The 18,910-nt window shown below is 49.1% G+C and carries 16 protein-coding genes; all 16 read left to right on the forward strand.

What is annotated here, in order from left to right; all coding sequences use genetic code 11:
• The first annotated feature begins 3 nt into the window (after positions 1-3).
• The 16 genes from GPL15_RS02285 to GPL15_RS02355 all read left to right on the forward strand — a co-directional run bounded on the left by GPL15_RS02285 (position 4) and on the right by GPL15_RS02355 (position 18,858).
• On the forward strand, positions 4-858 hold the full coding sequence (locus GPL15_RS02285; RefSeq protein ID WP_252198041.1) for a carbohydrate ABC transporter permease: 855 nt from the start codon (positions 4-6) through the stop codon (positions 856-858).
• Positions 859-870: 12 nt separating this feature from the next.
• A complete protein-coding gene (locus GPL15_RS02290) occupies positions 871-2,289 on the forward strand; it encodes an extracellular solute-binding protein (RefSeq protein WP_215695565.1) in 1,419 nt (472 codons plus the stop codon).
• Between the two features lie 131 nt (positions 2,290-2,420).
• A complete protein-coding gene (locus GPL15_RS02295; RefSeq protein ID WP_215695566.1) occupies positions 2,421-4,190 on the forward strand; it encodes a family 20 glycosylhydrolase in 1,770 nt (589 codons plus the stop codon).
• Positions 4,187-5,230, forward strand: a complete 1,044-nt coding sequence (locus GPL15_RS02300; RefSeq protein WP_215695567.1) for a uroporphyrinogen decarboxylase family protein — start codon at positions 4,187-4,189, stop codon at positions 5,228-5,230. The genes GPL15_RS02295 and GPL15_RS02300 overlap by 4 nt, the downstream gene beginning before the upstream one ends.
• Positions 5,217-7,634, forward strand: a complete 2,418-nt coding sequence (locus GPL15_RS02305; protein WP_215695568.1) for a glycoside hydrolase family 2 protein — start codon at positions 5,217-5,219, stop codon at positions 7,632-7,634. The genes GPL15_RS02300 and GPL15_RS02305 overlap by 14 nt, the downstream gene beginning before the upstream one ends.
• Before the next feature lie 59 nt (positions 7,635-7,693).
• Positions 7,694-8,449, forward strand: coding sequence for a glucosamine-6-phosphate deaminase (locus tag GPL15_RS02310; RefSeq protein WP_215695569.1), 756 nt, complete (start codon positions 7,694-7,696; stop codon positions 8,447-8,449).
• An 18-nt stretch (positions 8,450-8,467) separates the two neighbouring features.
• Entirely contained in the window at positions 8,468-9,646 is a 1,179-nt protein-coding gene (nagA, locus tag GPL15_RS02315; protein WP_215695571.1) for an N-acetylglucosamine-6-phosphate deacetylase, read from the forward strand.
• 183 nt (positions 9,647-9,829) lie between these two features.
• Complete coding sequence (locus GPL15_RS02320) at positions 9,830-10,990, forward strand: ABC transporter substrate-binding protein (RefSeq protein WP_215695577.1); 1,161 nt, start codon at positions 9,830-9,832, stop codon at positions 10,988-10,990.
• 61 nt (positions 10,991-11,051) lie between these two features.
• Positions 11,052-12,338, forward strand: coding sequence for an AGE family epimerase/isomerase (locus GPL15_RS02325; protein WP_215695579.1), 1,287 nt, complete (start codon positions 11,052-11,054; stop codon positions 12,336-12,338).
• Between the two features lie 85 nt (positions 12,339-12,423).
• On the forward strand, positions 12,424-13,080 hold the full coding sequence (locus GPL15_RS02330; RefSeq protein WP_215695581.1) for an XRE family transcriptional regulator: 657 nt from the start codon (positions 12,424-12,426) through the stop codon (positions 13,078-13,080).
• A gap of 54 nt (positions 13,081-13,134) precedes the next feature.
• Complete coding sequence (locus GPL15_RS02335; RefSeq protein ID WP_215695583.1) at positions 13,135-14,376, forward strand: ROK family protein; 1,242 nt, start codon at positions 13,135-13,137, stop codon at positions 14,374-14,376.
• 205 nt (positions 14,377-14,581) lie between these two features.
• Positions 14,582-16,291, forward strand: coding sequence for a DEAD/DEAH box helicase (locus GPL15_RS02340; protein WP_215695585.1), 1,710 nt, complete (start codon positions 14,582-14,584; stop codon positions 16,289-16,291).
• Positions 16,292-16,306: 15 nt separating this feature from the next.
• Positions 16,307-16,435, forward strand: coding sequence for a hypothetical protein (locus GPL15_RS27680; protein ID WP_275950450.1), 129 nt, complete (start codon positions 16,307-16,309; stop codon positions 16,433-16,435).
• A gap of 415 nt (positions 16,436-16,850) precedes the next feature.
• On the forward strand, positions 16,851-17,516 hold the full coding sequence (locus GPL15_RS02345; RefSeq protein WP_215695587.1) for a rubredoxin: 666 nt from the start codon (positions 16,851-16,853) through the stop codon (positions 17,514-17,516).
• A gap of 4 nt (positions 17,517-17,520) precedes the next feature.
• Positions 17,521-18,012 carry a 4Fe-4S binding protein gene (locus tag GPL15_RS02350; RefSeq protein ID WP_215695589.1) on the forward strand — a complete coding sequence of 164 codons (492 nt, stop codon included), beginning with the start codon at positions 17,521-17,523 and terminating at the stop codon, positions 18,010-18,012.
• 174 nt (positions 18,013-18,186) lie between these two features.
• A complete protein-coding gene (locus GPL15_RS02355; protein WP_215695654.1) occupies positions 18,187-18,858 on the forward strand; it encodes a Crp/Fnr family transcriptional regulator in 672 nt (223 codons plus the stop codon).
• Positions 18,859-18,910: the final 52 nt, after the last annotated feature.

The following is an 18,910-nucleotide window of genomic DNA, read 5'->3' on the forward strand; positions in this document are numbered from 1 at the left end:
TAAATGAAAAGACGCAGATTTGGTGTGGACACAGTTCCGATGATGCCGAGAGTTATAATCACTTGTCTGATGGCTCTGCTGGGAATCATCATGTGCGCCCCTCTGTTGTGGATGATCAGCACATCATTTAAAATAGAAGCAGATGTGTTCAACTTCCCGATTGAATGGATTCCGAAGAGGACGAGAGGGTTTGAAAATTATAAGGATGTATGGAACGGAGTGATGCCGTTCGGGCTTTACTACTGGAACTCTATAAAGGTCACCTTGATTTCAGTGGCTGCGTCCATATTTGTGGGATGTCTGGGAGCATATGGTTTTTCCAGAATTGATTTTCCAGGGAGGGATAAGCTGTTTCTGCTGTATATTGCCACCATGGCTATACCGGAGCAGGTGACTTTGATCCCCAGGTTTTTGATTTTCCGCCAGATGGGAATCTTTGATACTCATATCTGTCTGATTATAAATGCCATGTTCAGCGTGCTGAGCGTATTTATGCTGAGACAGTTTATGGTGACGGTGCCGTTTGAACTTACGGATGCCGCCAAAATTGATGGCGCGGGCCATCTGCGCATTTTGTTTCAGATTATTATGCCGATTGCAAAGCCGGCGATAGCAACCTTCGGTATTTTGAAATTTGTTTGGACCTGGAATGACTATCAGAATCCGCTGGTGTTTCTCACCTCGTCGGATCTGTATACTATCCAGTTGGGAGTTAAGATGTTTTCAGACGCTTATGGCGATTACTATTCGCTTATGATGGCGGCCGCAGTATCTGCGATTCTGCCGTTGTTAATCATTTTTCTGTTTGGGCAAAAATATATAATTTCCGGTTTAGTAGCCGGCAGTGTAAAGGGATAAAGGAGAAAAGGCATGAAAAAAAGAAATGTATTGAGAAGTGTGATGTGCGTGGTGCTGGCCGGGGCTATGATGTGCGGCTGCAGCCCGAAGAAAGATGATGGAGCATCCAAAACTGACGCAGGCAGTGGAGCAGCCCAAGAGCAGAGCTCTGCTAATGGGAGCGACGTTGAATCCGCAGAAGGCGGAGAACAGGTAGTGCTCAAATGGTATACGGAAACAGATGAAGTTTCCAACAAGAATGTATACAAGACACAGGAGATCGCTGATGCGTTCATGAAAAAATATCCCAACGTCAAGGTGGAGGTACAGCCTCTGGTTGCCAATACGAATAACGAAGAGTACGCCAAAAAGGTAGATCTGATGCTTGCCAGCGGCGAGCAGATCGATATTATGAATTTCTCCAGCTCTTCCAACGTGGTGCAGAAAATCAACGCCGGCGTGCTGGAACCGCTGAATGAATACGCGGAGTATCGGGGCGTGGATTTAAAGAATGACTATAAGGGCGCGATGGAGGTGGACGGTAAGATTTACCAGATTGTGAATCAGGACTCCGCGTATATCGTGTTCATCAATGAAGACATGCTCAAGGAAGCGGGGCTTGAGAACCCTCCGATTGACTGGACTTGGGAAGGATATGCGGATTACGCAAAAAAATTGACAAAAGGGGAGGGAAGAGACAAGGTATACGGTTCCTATTTCCATACCTGGAATGATTTCTATCAGATCGGAACCCTGGGCGTGATACCTGGAAACTCTTTCTATAAAGAAGACGGCAGCGCTAATTTTGACCATCCGGCCATCAAGGGATTTATGGAATTCAGAAACCAGATCGAAAATGTGGATCAAATCTCCATGCCGTATATCGATATTAAAACTCAGAACCTGGCGTACAGGAGTTTATTCTTTGATTCCAAGGTAGCCATGATGCCGCAGGGTACCTGGATGCTGACGGATATCAAGGACCAGGAGAAGTATCCTCATACCTTCAGAACCACATTTGCTACCCTGCCCAGATATGATGAAACGGCTACTCCGAACACCACCATATCCACATACGGGCTGGGATACTGTGTCAATGCCAACAGCAAACATAAACAGGAGGCATTTGATCTGATCAATTTCATCACCTCAGAAGGATATAATATCAGCAAGGCATTTTTATCCCCTTGGAAGGAGGCGGATCATGCGGCCATCGCAGCCAGTATCATGGGAGAGGATCAGTCTTTATATGATCTGGACGCATTTAATAAAGTCATGTATGAGTCCGATATGATCGAAAATAACAAGACTTATATCCCTGTTTATGACCGTGAGATCGATGCGATCCAGGCGGAAGAAGGGGAAAAATATTTGACCGGGCTTCAGGATATCGACACTACGATCAGCAACATGCAGACAAGAGCTACGGAAATCATAGAAAAAAATAAATAAAATAAACAGATGAGGGGCGGCTTGCTGGCCGCCCTTTCTTAAAAGCGGAAGTAACAAGATGAGCCTGTGCCAGCGCTGCCTTCGCAGGTTCAAATTCTCCAGGCGCAGCGCAGAAAAGAGGAGTGAGAACTATGGAAATACATATCATACCACAACCCCGGTACGTGGTTTCAGAGGGCGAAAAATCAGGACTGAAAACCAGCGGCTTGGAAGCTGAGCTCTCCATGCCGCAGGAAGATGAGCGGCTGGTCAGCCATGCAAAAGAGATATTTGCAGGGCTGACCGTCAGGGCAGAGAACCGGGGGTGCTATTCTCTGGTCTGTAATATAAAAGAATATGATCCCGTTCTGGCAGACAGGAGCGTTGGAAAGACGGACGGATATTCCCTGCGGACAGGAAAAGGCACGCTGGAGCTCTATGCTGATACGGCTCCGGGACTGTTCTATGGAATGATGACTGTAAAACAGCTTACAGAGACATATGGGGAACTTCCCCAAGTCACTGTGGTGGACTGGGCGGATATGAAGCTTCGCAGTGACTATCTGGATCTGAGGACCATTTATCCCACCTATGACCATATGTTGGAATATATCGGAAAGCTGGCGGAATTTAAGCTCAACACACTGGTTATCGAATATGAAGATAAACTGCCGTTTCAGAAGATGAAATTTCTCTGCCATCCGGAGTATGCGTTTACAATGGAAGAATTCCAGGAGATTCTGGAGACTGCCAGGAGAAATTTTATTAAAATCATTCCTCTCCAGCAGTCCTTCGGTCATTTGGAATATGTATTGAAACATGAAAAATACCGCAGTTTGAGGGAGATTCCCCAGGCCGTGGGAGAGATGTGCCCGCTGCGGCAGGGAGCTCTGGAACTTTCCCGCGCCCTGCTGGAAGAGACAGCGGCGCTTCACCCACAGGCGGAATATCTCCATATAGGCTGTGACGAGGTATGGAGCCTGGGCAGCAGCCGTGAATGCATGGAATCGGGTAAATCCAGGGAAGAGATATTTATAGAGTACGTGAACCGGCTGGTGGATATGGTCTGTGCTCTGGGAAAGAAGCCTGTGCTCTGGCACGACATGATTGCCAGATGCGGGGAAGCGGAACTGTCCCGTCTGGATAAGCGGGTGATCGCAGCCGTCTGGATCTACAATGGCAATGATCTGAGACATCAGGCGGTTCCCATGATAAGAAAACTGAGAAAGCAGGGAATCCGGGTGCTTGGAGCCGGTGCGGTGCGGTCGGGAGACGGCAATGGGGATCAGAACTATCCTGTAGTCCAAAATCGGATTCCTAACCTGGATGGCTGGAGTCGCATTGTCGTGGAGGAACAGCTGGAAGGAATGATCAATACCAATTGGGCCTCTCCTTTTTCACTGGGAAGGCCATATGGTCTGTATGAATCCGCGTTTTATACGATTATTTACGGAGCGGAGCGCTGCTGGAATCAGAAAGAAGGGACGATGGATTTTCTGGACCGTTTCTTCCATGTGTTCCATGGGGTACCGGACAGCCGTCTGGCAGACAGAGGGTATATGGCGGAAGATTATTATAACCTGATTCCGCAGATGTGTTCCGAAATCACCAGAAATCAGGAGACTGCGCGGCTGATTGAAGTGATGCGCAGATATGAACACGCTATGAACCTGCATTTTCCAGCTCACAGCCAGATGTTCCGTCTGGCCATGTTTCCAGGCCGTGAGGAGGAGGCCCTGTCTCTTCGTGCTAAGGCGGATTACACATACCGGACGCTGGAGGGTGTGAAAAAAGATATGGAAGAGGCAGTGTCGGGATTGTTAAGAGCATCTATGGCAGATCTGTTCCTTAGATCCAGGTTTTATCTGCCGGAACTCTATGAGAGGAATATCAGGAAATTATTGGAAGGGCAGGATGAATGATGACAGGAAAAGAGATAGTTAAACGGGTGATAAGTTACAATGACGCGCCCAGAATCGGATATGGTTTTAATCCGGAGTATGGTCCCAGCGACCTGTATATGTGTAATCTGGCGGTGCCGGAGGGAATGGATGTTTCCTGGCATGAAGCATCGGAATACGCAGACAGATATGAGATACTGAGACATTTTAACGGAACCGTCCGTCATGACGAATACGGGAATCTTTGGGGAAGAATGAGACAGGACACTACCGGAAAGGGAGAGGCCTTATGGGGAGCGCTGGAGGAGTGGGAGGATCTGGACGATTACCAACTGCCTCCATTGGATGATCCGGCCCTCACAGTTCATTTAAGGCAGACTGTGAAGGAACATGCTGATAAGTATATGATCGGGATACTGCCGGGATTTCCGTTTTCTATTATGCGCAATCTGAGGAAATTCGATGAGTTTCTGATGGATGTGATCCTGGAACCGGAGTTGGTGACAGAGCTTGGCAGGAGGGTGACGGACCAGCTTGGCAGAATTATTGAAAACTATGCGGATGTGGGAATGGACGCGGTGATGGTTTATGAGGATTGGGGAATCCAGGACAGGCTGCTGATAAGCCCGGCCTGCTGGAGAGAAATCTTTTTCCCGTTTTTTGAACAGCTGGCTTCTAAAGCACATGAATGCGGCCTGTCGTTAATTGTGCATTCCTGCGGGTATATCTACGATGTGCTGGAGGATATGATACGAGCCGGAGTAGATGTCTTTCAGTTTGACCAGCCCACACTGATGGGAGAAGAGCGGGTGGCAGCTCTGCTCAAACAGTACAAGAGGACTTTATTTTCTCCTGTGGATATCCAGAAAGTCCTTCCCGGAGGCGATAAAAAGGAGATTGAAGAGGAAGCGGAGCGGATGATCCGGCTGTTTGCAAAAGGCGGAGGCCTGATAGCCGGTGATTACATGGATTATCCGACCATTCAAGTGAAAGAGGAGTGGGCCGGATGGGCGAGAGCTGTATTCATGGAAAAGGGATGGAGCGGAAATGAAAAGGTTTGAGTTAAATGGGATTTGGTCCATGAGGGAGGCAGGAACGGACCTGGAAGTGCCTGCCGGAATTCCAGGTTCTGTCTATTCTGCATATCTGGAAGCAGGTATGATGGAAGACCCTTATTACAGGGATAATGAGCTGAAAGCGCTTAAAATGATGGAAAAAGATTATCTGTTTACACGCCGGTTCGCCCTGGACAGGAAATTCATAGATAGTGGAAAGCTTCTCCTTCATGCGGAAGGGCTGGATACAGTCTGCCGGATATTCATAAACGCGGCAGAAGCGGGGCAGGCGGACAACATGCACCGCATATGGGAATTTGACGTCTCATCGATGGTGAAAGAAGGGGAAAATGAGATTTCTATCCTGTTTCTTTCGCCTACCCGGTGGATACAGGATGCGGTCAACCGGGATGAGATTGGAGGCAGCTATCATGCCATGCACGGATTTCCTCATATGAGAAAGGCGCACTGTATGTTCGGATGGGATTGGGGCCCCCGCCTGCCTGATGCCGGAATTTGGAGGGATATCTGCATTCTGGCTGTGGATAGTTCCAGAATCCTTAACTTTTCCATCCGGCAGAAGCATTATGAAGATGGGAGTGTGGAGCTGGAGGTTTCAGTGGAGCAGTCGGGCGGAGCAGATGTGGAGATCACCGTCACAGACCCGGACGGGCTAAAGCATGACATGGTATGTGAAAAGCCGTATTGGGTTGAGAATCCCAGGCTTTGGTGGCCCAACGGTTATGGTGAACAGCCGCTCTATACCGTGGAAACCAGGCTATGGGAAAATGGAGTAATAGCGGATTATTCGGTGAAGAGAATCGGGCTCAGGACTTTAAATGTGAGGCGTGAAAAAGATGAGTGGGGAGAGAGTTTTGCCCAGTGCGCCAACGGCACCGCCTATTTCGCTATGGGCGCTGATTATATACCTGAGGATAACTTGTTCTCCAGAATCACACCTGAGAGGACGAGAACGCTTTTAAAACGGTGTGCGGCCGCTAATTTTAACACAATACGGGTGTGGGGCGGAGGGTATTACCCCGATGATTATTTTTATGATATCTGCGATGAACTGGGGCTGGTGGTGTGGCAGGATTTTATGTTTGCTTGTGCCAATTACCATTTGACCGGGGCGTTTGCGGCAAATATAAGAGCGGAGTTTATAGACAATGTGAAACGTCTGCGGCATCATGCGTCCCTGGGGCTGTGGTGCGGCAACAATGAGATGGAAATGTTTCAGGCTCAGGGAGAGTATGGGGGAAATGCAAAAACGCGTTCTGACTATATCAGGATGTTCGAACACATCATTCCCGAGGTGTTGGAGGAGTATGATCCGGATACCTGTTACTGGCCTGCCTCCCCTTCCAGCGGAGGCGGATTCGACGAACCCAACGCCCCGGACCGGGGGGACGTGCACTATTGGGATGTATGGCATGGGGAGAAGCCATTTACGGAATACAGGAAATTTTTCTTCCGGTATGTTTCAGAATTCGGGTTCCAGTCATTTCCTTGCATGAAGACTATAGAATCGTTTACCCTGCCTGAGGACCGCAACATATTCTCCCGGGTGATGGAGATGCATCAGAGAAATGAAGGGGCTAATGGGAAGATCATGAAGTATCTGTCCCAGACATTCCTGTATCCTAAGGGGCTGGAGAACCTGACCTATGCCTCCCAGATCCTTCAGGCAGAGGCGATCCGGTATGGAGTGGAACACTGGCGCAGAAACAGGGGAAGATGTATGGGAGCCGTATTCTGGCAGTTAAATGATATCTGGCCGGTGGCGTCCTGGTCCTCAATCGACTATTACGGGCGGTTAAAAGCTCTTCATTACTATGCAAAGCGCTTTTTTGCGCCTGTGCTCTTATCCTGTGAAGAGACGGGGGAAACCACCAAACGGGTATCTGTTGTCACGGAACCGTCTGCAATCGAGACTTCTGTCCGTTTTTCCGTATCTAATGAGACGATGAAACCAGTGAAAGCCAGCGTGTTCTGGCAGCTTAGAGAGAACACAGGCAGGGTGCTGGAGGCCGGAGCTTTTGGAATCGATGTCCCGGCGCTGGAGAGCTGTTGGCACCCTAAAATGGAATTTGCCGGAGTTGATTTTTTGTGCCAATACCTCAGCTATCAGCTCGTCCTGGATGGAAGAACGTATTCGGACGGCACGATACTATTTACAGCGCCAAAACATTTTCAATTTTTGCATCCTGAACTGAACTGGAGGCTGGAGGGCAGAAAACTGATCGTATCATCGGACTGCTATGCAAAATCTGTAGAAATTCAGGCAGAGGGAGAGGAATGCGTGTTCAGTGATAATTATTTTGACTTAAACGGCGGTGAAAAAACAGTGGAGATTCTGGAGGGCAGGCCGGATACATTCCGGCTTAGGAGCGTATATGATATCCGCTAGAGGTGTCTGAAGGACTGATGCTGAGGCAGTATAATTCTATAAATAGGAGAAAATGGAAAATGACGGAACGAAAATATGGGGAATTAGAAGTTAAAATATTTGAAACCAGAGAGGAACTTGGCCGGAAGGCGGCGGAGGATGCCGCCGCCTGCATACTGGATTGTCTGAAGGAGAAGGAAACGATCAGCTGTATCTTTGCAGCGGCTCCATCGCAGAATGAATTTTTGAAGACTTTAGCTGAGTGGAAAGGCATTCCATGGGAGCGGATCAACGCTTTTCATATGGACGAATATATCGGCCTCAAGCAGAAGGACAGCCGTTCTTTCAGTGGATTTTTATCCCGGGCCATATTTGACAGAGCACCTTTCAGGAGCGTGAATCTGCTGGACGGCATGGCAAAGCCGGAAGAAGAGTGCGGCAGATATTCAGAGCTTCTGGAACAATATCCGGCAGATATCGTGTTTATGGGAGTTGGGGAAAATGGACATATCGCCTTTAACGATCCAGGAGCTGCTGATTTTAAGGATCCCAGACTGGTAAAGATAGTGGAGCTGGAAGAGTTATGCAGGCGGCAGCAGGTGAATGACGGCTGTTTTGAAACCCTTGATCAGGTGCCTGAGAGGGCTCTGACTGTAACGGTTCCTGCTCTGACAGCCCCGCGCCATCTGTTCTGTATGGTGCCGAATGAGAGAAAAGCAGAGGCAGTGAGCCGGATGCTGAACGGGGATATTGATGAAGCGTGTCCGGCCAGTATTTTGAGAAGGAAGGCCGGAGCAAAGCTCTATCTGGATGAGGGAAGCGCATCGAAATTGTAATCAGGAGAGAGGCTGAACATGAGAAAAATTCTTTTTAAGAATGCCAGAATCATCACGCCCACAGGCATCACGCCTGGAGAACTTCTGACAGTTGGGGACCGGATCGGAAAAATCGTGTTTGATGGTAGGATAGATGATGCCGCAGATGAGACGACAGACGTCAGGGGAAATTATCTGTCTCCCGGGTTTATCGACATCCATACCCATGGTGCAGGCGGCTCTGATTTCATGGATGGTACGTTGGAGGATATCTATCAGGCTTGCCGCATGCATTTGGCGCACGGGACTACATCCATCCTGCCCACCACGCTGGCCAGTACCAGAGAATCGCTGATGAGCTGTTTGGAGCTGTTCAACCAGGTGGAAATGAAGAAGAGAGGGCTCAGTACCATCCTTGGACTCCATCTGGAGGGGCCTTATTTCTCGTATGAACAGAGAGGAGCCCAGAGCCCAGAGCATTTGAGAAATCCGGACAGAGAAGAATATCTGGAAGCGTTAAAGCGTACGGACCGAATCAAAAGGTGGTCCTTTGCCGTGGAATTGGATGGAGCGGATGAGTTCCTTAATGTGCTGAAAGAGCATAAAATCGTCAGTTCCCTGGCCCATTCTGACGCCGACTGCGGCCAGGTGATGAGAGCCTATGAGAACGGGATGACGGCGTTAACTCATTTTTATTCAGCTATGACCGGAGTGAGGCGGGTGAACGCTTACCGGGCAGCAGGCGCGGTGGAAGCCGGCTATCTGCTGGACGATCTTTATGTGGAGGTGATTGCCGACGGCAGACATCTGCCCAAAGAACTTTTACAGCTAATCTATAAAGTGAAGGGCGCGGACCGCATTTGTCTGGTGACAGATTCCATGCGGGCGGCGGGAATGCCAGATGGGGAATCCGTGCTGGGGAGCCGGAATGGAGGTATGAAGGTGATCGTTGAAGATGGTGTGGCAAAACTCTGTGACAGAAGCGCATTTGCCGGCAGCGTGGCTACTGCCGACCGGCTGGTGCGTACCATGTACCGGTTGACGGATGCTCCGCTCCATGAAGTTGTGAAGATGATGACGCTGACACCGGCTAAGCTGATGAAAATAGATGCCCAAACCGGATCGATAGCGGTTGGGAAAATGGCTGATCTGGTGGTCTTTGATGAGGAGATACGGATTGAGAAGGTTATGACGAGAGGGAACTGGATTTTGGAGTGAGTGAGGTTTTTAACATAAAGGGTGACATAAAGGGTGAAGGCATTTTCGAAAATGCCTTCACCCTTTATGTTAAAGTCCCAGGCTATTTACATTAAATGGCTTGACGCATGATATAAAAAGTTATATTATATAGTTATGTAATAAAGTAACGAAACTATATAACACAACAAAGGAGGAAGTATCATGAAAAAATGTTTTAAGCTTCTAGCAGCCACCGCCTTAACCGCCGCCATGCTCTCAGGCTGTGCAAACCAGGCCAAAGTTGAGCCAAAGGAAACGCCCGCCCCTCAAACTGAAAAGCAGACAGAGGCCCCGGCCGCCGCTGCTTCTGAGGAGAAGAAAACAGAAGCTGATAAGTCTGCGGAATCGGAAACGAAAAAAGAGGCAGAATCGGAAAACGCCGCCAAAACAGAATACGAACCCGTTCACCTGAGAGTGGCCTACATGCCCAATATGGGAAGCGCATCAGCGATCATCGCGGCCCGTGACGGCGGATATTTTGACAAGGTGGGGATCACCGTGGATTTAGTCCAGTTCCAGGGCGGGCCTGCGGAGATTGCGGCCATGGCGTCGGGGGACATTGACATATCCCAGATCGGCCATGGCGCGCACGCGCTTTGCATTGAAGGGCAGGCGCAGATATTTGGCCTGGACCTTTATGGAAAGTCGGATGAAGTCATGGCCAATAAAGAGAAGGGAATTGAGAAAATTGAGGATTTGAAAGGCAAGACGGTAGCAGTGACCGCCGGCACTTCTTCAGAGATCGTGCTGGATCTGGCCCTTCAGAAGGCGGGCATGACCCGTGATGACATGGAACTGGTGGAAATGGACGCCAACGGCGCGGTTACGGCCATGATAAGCGGGAAAGTGGATGCCTGCGCCACCTGGTCCCCCAGCACCAACATCATTCGTGAGAAAATGGGCGATAACGTGATCGTGCTGGCTGGCAATGCGGATTTCTTCGACCAGGTCGCATTTCCGGGAAGCTTTATCGTGACCGAGGCATTTGCGAAGGACAACCACGATGCCATTGTGCGGTTCTACGGTGCGGTTCTGAAAGCCATGGATTACAGAAAAGAAAATGTGGAAGAAGTATGCAGGTGGCTGGCGAAAGAGATCGAGGCGGATCCGGAAACCATCATTGCCACCAAAGACAACTATGAGTGGCTGACTGCCAAAGATGTGGAAGAAGGGCTGGCCGACGGATCCATCAAGAACTGTTATGAGAGCCAGCAGCAGGTATTCATCGATTCGGAGCGCATCAAGGAGAAAGTGCCTGTGGAAGACTATGTGATGTTCGATGTGATGGGCGAAGCGCTGGAGTTATATAAGACCATTGAATAAGATAGAGGAAAGGGGTATCAGGGCTGATATCCCTTTCCACGTGAAGGGACGTAATTGGGCTATGAGACAGGAAGAAGGACTTCTTTTAGAACGGAAGGAATATTACAGAAAGACATTATTGGAAGATATTCTCCCATACTGGCTGGGGAAGACGGAGCCGGAGAGCGGCGGTTTTTACACGTGTTACAATGTGCTGGGCGACCGGCTTTTGTCAAAGGAAAAATATGTCTGGTCCCAGGGCAGATGTACCTGGATTTATTCAAAACTGGCCCGGGATGAAAGAATTTTGATGGATGAAAAAATGAGGGAATCATGCAGGGAACTGGCCTTAAAAGGATGTGATTTCCTGGAAAAATACTGCATACTGCCGGGAGACCGGGCGGCATTTGTCCTGGATGAAAATAATCAGGCCAAAGTGGTGGAACCTTATCACAGCAAATCCATCAGTTCATTTGCGGACTGCTTTGCCGCCATGGGCCTGGCGGCGGCCGGTGCACTGGAACATAATGTGGGACGGATCAAACGGGCTTTCCTGATGTTTGAACAGGTGGCAGAACAACTGAAAAATAATACATTCCGCACCGCGCCGGATGTGCTGCCCGAGGGCTGGCGCAGCCAGGCAGCCTATATGATTATGATTAACACTTCTTATGAGCTGGCCGATGCGTTGTCGGAAGCCGGAATGTTTGAAGAAGCCGAATCCGCCAGGGAAATGTGCCGATACGCCATCAACATGGAACTGAACCATTTTTTGACGGAAGACATGGTTCTGCTGGAATGTCTGGGGCCTGATTTTGAAGAGCTGGACACCCTGTACGGACGGCATATTAACCCGGGCCATACGGAAGAATGCATGTGGTTTATCATTCAGGCCGCCAGATGGCTGGGGATGGAAGAGGCGGAAAGAACGGCGCTGGAAGTGATAAAGCATATCAGCCGCATGGGCTGGGATGAACGGTATGGCGGCATGTATTATTATCTGGACCGGGATGGGGGAGAGCCTGAGGGCGCCTTTTTTGAAGGGGAAAAGGAACTGGCAGAGGGGGCGCTCAGAGACTGGAGCAATAAAATGTGGTGGCCCAACCTGGAGACGGTCTATGCCTCTTTAATGGGGTATCTGGTCTGCGGGGATGAGAGGTGCCTGTATGAGTATAACAGATATCATGAATATACATTCCGCACATTTCCAAACCCAGACAAAGAGGTGGGCGAATGGATTCAGATCAGGGACCGCCAGGGGCAGCCTGTGACGGGAACGGTGGGCGGCCGGCTTCCGGTGAAAGACCCTTACCACCTGATCAGGACGCTGATGCTGCTTGTGGATTTAATAAATGACGAGGTGGGGTAAAAATATCCTGTCCATCCGCCCTTTATTTGCCCTATGCCCTGTAAATTGATATAATCTAAGAAAAGGCTGGTGAGGTGCAGGGCTTATGTACAACAGGATAGAGATAGGGATGGCGGATACGCCATATCATTACCGGCAGTATATGTGGTTTATTGACGGGAAACCGCTGACAGCTTATCTGGAAGAGATGGTGAAGGCAGAGGGATATGAACGGCTTTATGTATATGGCGGCACCATGTCCGGGCTTTGTCCGGCGGGAAGCGGCCATATGCTGTTTGCATATGAGAGGGAATTTGTATGGAGATTATTTGATGAGGAAGAGGCTGTCTGCGTTCCCGTTTTGATCTGTGAAGACGATTTGGATTTAAGCTGCATCGTAGTTGTGGTGAAAGTCCGCAAGACGGAGAATGCGGTTTACTGGGATTATTTGGGGCTTTTAAATCATTGGGATGAAAAAACGGCGGAAAAATACGGAATCATTTGGACAGAGGCTTATACGGAAGAGGACTGGCTGGAATACGGGGAAACTCTGGCCTGGGAGCGCCCGGGAAGTTCCCTGTGGAGGCAGTGGACCGGTTTGCATTGGGAGGAGGAGCAGAGAAGAAGGTATCAAAACTTTGTGGCGCCCTATCTGAGGACGGAGGGCTGTTCGGAAAAGATCGGAACTCTGAATTTCTGCTTTGACCGTCAGGAATATGAAAAATGTGTGAAACAGGCCGGAGAATTATTTGGAAATCTATGATATAATGGTAACAGTCAGACGGTTACATATATATTCATAAAAGAGGAAAGATCTATGGCAAATACACAAAATAAAGCGGCTCTCCCAAAGGATCTGAAACGGAAAAACCGGAAAGAGATTTTAAAAGTATTCCAGAACTCGGAAAAAGAGGACTGGTCTTTGGCGGAACTGTCTGAGAAGACGGGGATCAGCCGGGCGACGGTAACAAAGGCGGTGATGTCATTTGTACAGAAGGACATCCTTATATATAGAGGGAAAGGGAATTCCACGGAGATCGGCGGGAAACGGCCGGATGTCTATGCGTTTAACAAGGAAAACCAGTTTTTGGCGTATATGAACATCGGAATCGGCTGGATGAGCATGGCCGTTCTGGATTTGAAACTGCAGGAGCTAAAAAGCATTCAGGCCGACATTTCCATCAGTTCCACCCTGGACGAAATGATCGGCGTCAGCAGGGATTGTTACAGGAAACTGATGGAAGAGACCGGGATTCCCACAGAAAAAGTCTATGGGCTGTGCATCAGCACCAGCGGACTGATCAATCAGGAAACGGGCAGCCTGCAGCACATCCTGTCCTATCCCAACTGGGGAAATGAGATCCCCATGCGGGCTATATTTGAACGGGAGTACCCGGGGCTTGTGATCCTGCTGGAAAATGTGGCCCGGGCTGCGGGAAGGGCGGAACTCTATTATAACCGGGAATTCGATGATAAGAAGGTATTTACCCTGTTCACCCACCGGGGCATTTCCGGCTGTCTGATCGACCAGGGGAAGGTGCAGAACAGCAGAAACAGCCTGATCGGGGAAATCGGCCACATCATCATCTGCCCGGAGGATCAGGATGTCTGCCGGTGCGGGAGCAAAGGGTGTTTTGAAAATATGGTTTCCGAGGAGCGGATGGTGAAACGGGTACATTTGTACCCGGAACGCCTTGAAAACTCCATTTTGGGCAGCCTGGAAGAAATCCATATAAGGGAAATCCTGCGGGCGGCCAATCAGGGGGATGAGTATGCCTGCGGGATCGTGGACGAGGCGGCCGGGTATTTTGCCATTGCCCTCAGGAATATTATTCTCACCGTGGATCCTGAGATCATTGTGATCCAGGGGCGGTATTCCGCCGGAGGGGAATATTTCAGACGGAAAATAGAGGAAAAACTTTATAATCCGGCTTATTTTCCCAATACATCCGACTGGTCCATTCTTTATGATGAAAAAAATATTTGGAAATTGGCGGAAATCGGGCTTTCTGCCGCCATGGCCGAGGAATTGTTCCAAGACTTTTTTCTTGACATGTAAAAAATAGTCTGTTAAAATAAGTACTCGTGTAGAAACGAGAGGATTCAAAGTCTGAAACGTGCTTTGAGTTCTCTTTTTCTTTGTGTGTATCCTATGGGAAATATGGGGATACTTTTGTTGCGGCAGTATGAGACTGCATGATGTGTGTGCGGCTGTCGGAGCGTTCCGAAATTACAGGAACCGGCGGCCATGAGAAAGGAATTATATGGAGACAGTGAGATTTGACGAGTTACAATTAGACGAGAGAATTCTGCGGGCAGTTACGGACATGGGCTTTGAAGCGGCGTCCCCGATACAGGCACAGGCTATACCTGTACAGCTTGAAGGGCTTGACATTATCGGTCAGGCACAGACGGGAACCGGCAAAACAGCGGCTTTTGGAATCCCTTTATTACAGAAGATCGATCCGAAAAGCAAAAAGCTTCAGGCAATTGCCCTTTGCCCAACCAGGGAACTGGCTATTCAGGTAGCTGAAGAGATCCGCAGATTAGCTAAATATATGCATGGAGTTAAGGTGCTGCCGATTTACGGGGGCCAGGATATTGTGAAACAAATCCGTTCCTTAAAAGACGGAACCCAGATTATCATCGGAACACCGGGACGCGTGATGGATCATATGCGCCGTAAGACGGTAAAATTCGACCATGTCCATACGGTTATCATGGATGAGGCGGATGAGATGCTGAACATGGGCTTTTTGGAAGATATGGAAACCATTTTGAGCCAGCTTCCGGATGAGCGCCAGACAATCATGTTTTCCGCAACCATGCCGGATGCCATCGCTAAAATTGCGAACAACTTCCAGAACAATCCGGTTACGGTTAAGGTTGTGAAGAAGGAACTGACGGTTCCAAAAGTGACCCAGTATTATTATGAAGTAAAGCCGAAAAACAAGGTGGAAGTGATGTGCCGCCTTCTGGATATGTATGCGCCGAAACTTTCCGTAGTTTTCTGCAATACAAAACGCCAGGTGGATGAACTGGTTCAGGCCCTTCAGGGACGGGGATATTTTGCGGAAGGCCTTCACGGAGACTTGAAGCAGATTCAGCGTGACCGGGTTATGAACAGTTTCCGCAACGGCAAAACGGAGATTCTGGTTGCAACGGATGTGGCGGCCCGCGGTATCGACGTGGATGATGTGGGAGCTGTGTTCAACTACGATCTTCCCCAGGATGATGAATATTATGTTCACAGAATCGGCCGTACCGGCCGTGCAGGACGGGAAGGAATCGCTTTCAGCTTCGTAGTTGGACGGGAAGTTTATAAACTCAGGGACATCCAGCGTTACTGCAAGACCAAGATCATCCCTCAGGCCATTCCTTCGCTCAATGATATCACGGAAATCAAAGTGGAAAAAATCATGGAACAGGTAGTGGACGTGATCAATGACAACGATCTGAGCAAGATGATCAATATCATTGAAAAGAAGCTTCTGGAGGAAGATTACACTTCTCTCGACCTGGCGGCAGCCCTGTTAAAAATGACCATGGGCGAAGAAAATGAAGACATTATTGACGACAGAAGACCGGCCCGCTCATTAGACGATCTGGGAAGTTCTTATTCTGATTCAGGCCGTGGCGGCCGTGGAAATGCCTATGGCAGCAGAGGCGGACGCGGCGGAAGCAGCAATGGCAACGGATACGGCAGAAGCCAGAGAAGCGCCCGTGACGACAGCATGGCCCGTCTGTTCATTAATATCGGTAAGGATCAGAATATCAAACCTGGAGATATCCTGGGAGCGATTGCAGGAGAATCCGGTATGCCCGGCAAGATGGTGGGAAGCATTGACATGTATGACAAATATACATTCGTGGAGGTTCCACGTGAGAGCGCGGATACGGTGCTGAAGGCCATGAAAGACGTTAAGATTAAAGGAAAGAATATTCATATGGAGAAAGCCAATTCGGGTAAATAGCAGAAGCTATTCCGGATGGAAAGTATCGGGATGGACAGTTTCCAGTATCCGGATGGACAGTTTCCAGATGGGGAGTTACCGGATGGGCAGTATCCGGACGGACAGTATCCGGATAGACAGTTTCCGGACAGCGGAGGCAATTGATTGAATGCGCTGACAGTATGAAGTGATAATAAAGATGATAAAGTTAAAAAGGCAATAAAGTTAAAAAGTAATAAAGTTAAAAAGTAATAAAGTTAAAAAAGTAATAAAATTAAAAAAGTAATAAAGTTAAAATGTAATAAAAACCGGTGAACCGGAGACTGCGGAAGTTTTAATCTTACCGCCGTTTCCGGTTCGCCGGTTTTTTTGTGCTGTTATTTGCAGCCATGGGGCGGGCCGGGAATTGATCTAAATCACCTGATGTGATACCCTCAGTTTTCGGGAAGAGTTTGGTTCCCATCATTTTATGAAAATAAAAATGGTAATTATTACTATTTATGTAACAATGTCACTGTGGCTTGTCCTTCTATTTGATATAGTAAGATCAATAAGAAAAATAAAAGAAGGAGGTCAGTGCATGAGTAAGTATGTATGCAGTATTTGCGGTTATATTTACGACGAGGCCGCAGGGATTCCCGATCAGCAGATTGCCCCGGGAACCAGATGGGAGGAACTGCCGGATGGCTGGGCCTGTCCGCTTTGCAAAGCGCCTAAGGAGGCATTCCGCCTTGCAGAAGAGGAGAAAGCAGTACATAAGGATGAACCGGCAGAAGAAAACAGAAAAGACGAACTGAGGGAATTATCTTTTGGAGAACTGGGCGCTCTGTGTTCCAATCTGGCAAAAGGGTGTGAGAAGCAGTATTTGGCGGAGGAGGCCGGGCTGTTTAACCAGCTCTCTGAGTATTTTATGGGGAAAGCGTCGCCGGTGGCCGATGCCGGAATGGAGCGTCTGCTGGCACTGGTTAAAATGGATTTGGAAGAAGGGTTTGGACAGGCGGAGGCCGCAGCTTCATCTGCATCTGACCGGGGGGCGCTGAGAGCGTTGACCTGGAGCCAAAAGGTGACCCGCATGCTGGAATCCCTGCTAGCGCGTTATGAAAAGGAACAGGGCGGGTTTATAGCCGGAACCAGGGTTTATGTCTGTGAAATCTGCGGATTTATCTATGTGGGTGAGGAACCGCCTGAGATCTGCCCGGTCTGTAAAGTGCCCAAATTAAAACTCACAGAGCTGAAAAGGAGGTAACTATATGCGTGCAGTAAGGAATATAAGATTATGTACTAAAGATTGTCTCTGCCTTTACGTTTGTCCCACCGGGGCCACTGATACGGAAACCGGGCAGATTGACGGGGACAAATGCATCGGCTGCGGAATCTGCGCCAATGCCTGCCCGTCCCATGCCATTTCCATGGTCCCTGAGAAATACCCTCCGCAGCAGAAAAAGGCGGAACCGGTGAAAATGAGCCTGTTTGCCCTCGCACAGAGCAAGGCGGACCAGGAAAATATTGCCCTTCAGATTGCAAAGAACGCCGATGACCCGGTTCTGGCCCAGCTTATGGAGGCTGCGGCAAAATCCAATCACCTGATGGCCGAAGATATACTGCGGGAGGCCGGATATATGCTGCCCCAGAGCCGGAATACCCGTGACTTTTTAAAGTCATTAGCGGAAAATCCCCCGGCAGAAGACTTTCCCGTGGATGCGGTGGAAAAGCTTCTGCGGCTGATTCCCTGTAATGAATAAAACTGCGTAACAGTTCAGACGGCTTCTTGACCGGCTTATGGGTTAAAGCGCCGTCTGAACGGTTGTAAAAACATCGGGAACCGGGACGGCTTGTGCCCGTCCGGTCATTGATTTCTGAATGAAATCGAGGTACAATAGATCCATTATACATATTTAAGGAGACTGAAAAATTTGATGGATCTGAGTGAGTACCTTCCATTCTGGAAAAAGTTAACGCCAGCCCAACAGGGTTTATTGAGAAATGCGGTAAGAGAGCGGAGATTTGCCAAGGGTGCCGTAATCCACAACGGTTCCTCCGACTGTATCGGGCTTTTAGTGATGGTCAGCGGACAGCTCAGGGTCTATACCATGTCGGAAGAGGGAAAAGAACTCACGCTTTACCGTCTGCTGGAACGGGATATGTGCCTGTTTTCGGCTGCCTGTCTGCTGAAAGGGATTCAGTTTGACGTGGTGGTGGAAGCGGAACAGGATTCGGTGGTGCTCCATATCCCGGTGGACATTTATAAGAAGCTGATGGACGAATCTGCGGCTGTGGCCAATTATACCAATGAACTGATGGCAACCCGGTTTTCGGATGTGATGTGGCTGATGGACCAGGTGCTGAATAAGAAGCTGGACAGCAGGCTGGCGGCATTTCTTCTGGAAGAGAGTGAGCTTTCAGGGACAGAAGAACTTCAGATCACCCATGAGCAGATTGCAAACCATCTGGGCAGCGTCAGGGAAGTGGTCACCCGGATGCTGAAGTATTTTCAAAATGAACAGCTAGTGAAGCTGAAGCGGGGCGGAATCCTGCTTTTGGACAGGGAACGGATGAAAACGCTGGCATCGGCCAGCCTGCGGCAGTGATGAACGGAATGTAGCAAAGTCACGGTGAAGACAGACATTTTATAGTATCCTT

Source organism: Clostridium sp. MCC353 (assembly GCF_018785315.1).
In the GTDB taxonomy this organism is placed as follows: domain Bacteria; phylum Bacillota; class Clostridia; order Lachnospirales; family Lachnospiraceae; genus CHH4-2.

What these genes read in the sequence shown, in the direction of transcription:
- GPL15_RS02310 (WP_215695569.1), top strand. Translation starts at nt 7,694, where the DNA reads ATGACGGAACGAAAATATGGGGAATTAGAAGTTAAAATATTTGAAACC.
- nagA (WP_215695571.1), top strand. Translation starts at nt 8,468, where the DNA reads ATGAGAAAAATTCTTTTTAAGAATGCCAGAATCATCACGCCCACAGGC.
- GPL15_RS02345 (WP_215695587.1), top strand. Translation starts at nt 16,851, where the DNA reads ATGAGTAAGTATGTATGCAGTATTTGCGGTTATATTTACGACGAGGCC.
- GPL15_RS02320 (WP_215695577.1), top strand. Translation starts at nt 9,830, where the DNA reads ATGAAAAAATGTTTTAAGCTTCTAGCAGCCACCGCCTTAACCGCCGCC.
- GPL15_RS02295 (WP_215695566.1), top strand. Translation starts at nt 2,421, where the DNA reads ATGGAAATACATATCATACCACAACCCCGGTACGTGGTTTCAGAGGGC.
- GPL15_RS02285 (WP_252198041.1), top strand. Translation starts at nt 4, where the DNA reads ATGAAAAGACGCAGATTTGGTGTGGACACAGTTCCGATGATGCCGAGA.
- GPL15_RS27680 (WP_275950450.1), top strand. Translation starts at nt 16,307, where the DNA reads ATGGAAAGTATCGGGATGGACAGTTTCCAGTATCCGGATGGACAGTTT.
- GPL15_RS02290 (WP_215695565.1), top strand. Translation starts at nt 871, where the DNA reads ATGAAAAAAAGAAATGTATTGAGAAGTGTGATGTGCGTGGTGCTGGCC.
- GPL15_RS02340 (WP_215695585.1), top strand. Translation starts at nt 14,582, where the DNA reads ATGGAGACAGTGAGATTTGACGAGTTACAATTAGACGAGAGAATTCTG.
- GPL15_RS02325 (WP_215695579.1), top strand. Translation starts at nt 11,052, where the DNA reads ATGAGACAGGAAGAAGGACTTCTTTTAGAACGGAAGGAATATTACAGA.
- GPL15_RS02330 (WP_215695581.1), top strand. Translation starts at nt 12,424, where the DNA reads ATGTACAACAGGATAGAGATAGGGATGGCGGATACGCCATATCATTAC.
- GPL15_RS02355 (WP_215695654.1), top strand. Translation starts at nt 18,187, where the DNA reads ATGGATCTGAGTGAGTACCTTCCATTCTGGAAAAAGTTAACGCCAGCC.
- GPL15_RS02305 (WP_215695568.1), top strand. Translation starts at nt 5,217, where the DNA reads ATGAAAAGGTTTGAGTTAAATGGGATTTGGTCCATGAGGGAGGCAGGA.
- GPL15_RS02300 (WP_215695567.1), top strand. Translation starts at nt 4,187, where the DNA reads ATGATGACAGGAAAAGAGATAGTTAAACGGGTGATAAGTTACAATGAC.
- GPL15_RS02350 (WP_215695589.1), top strand. Translation starts at nt 17,521, where the DNA reads ATGCGTGCAGTAAGGAATATAAGATTATGTACTAAAGATTGTCTCTGC.
- GPL15_RS02335 (WP_215695583.1), top strand. Translation starts at nt 13,135, where the DNA reads ATGGCAAATACACAAAATAAAGCGGCTCTCCCAAAGGATCTGAAACGG.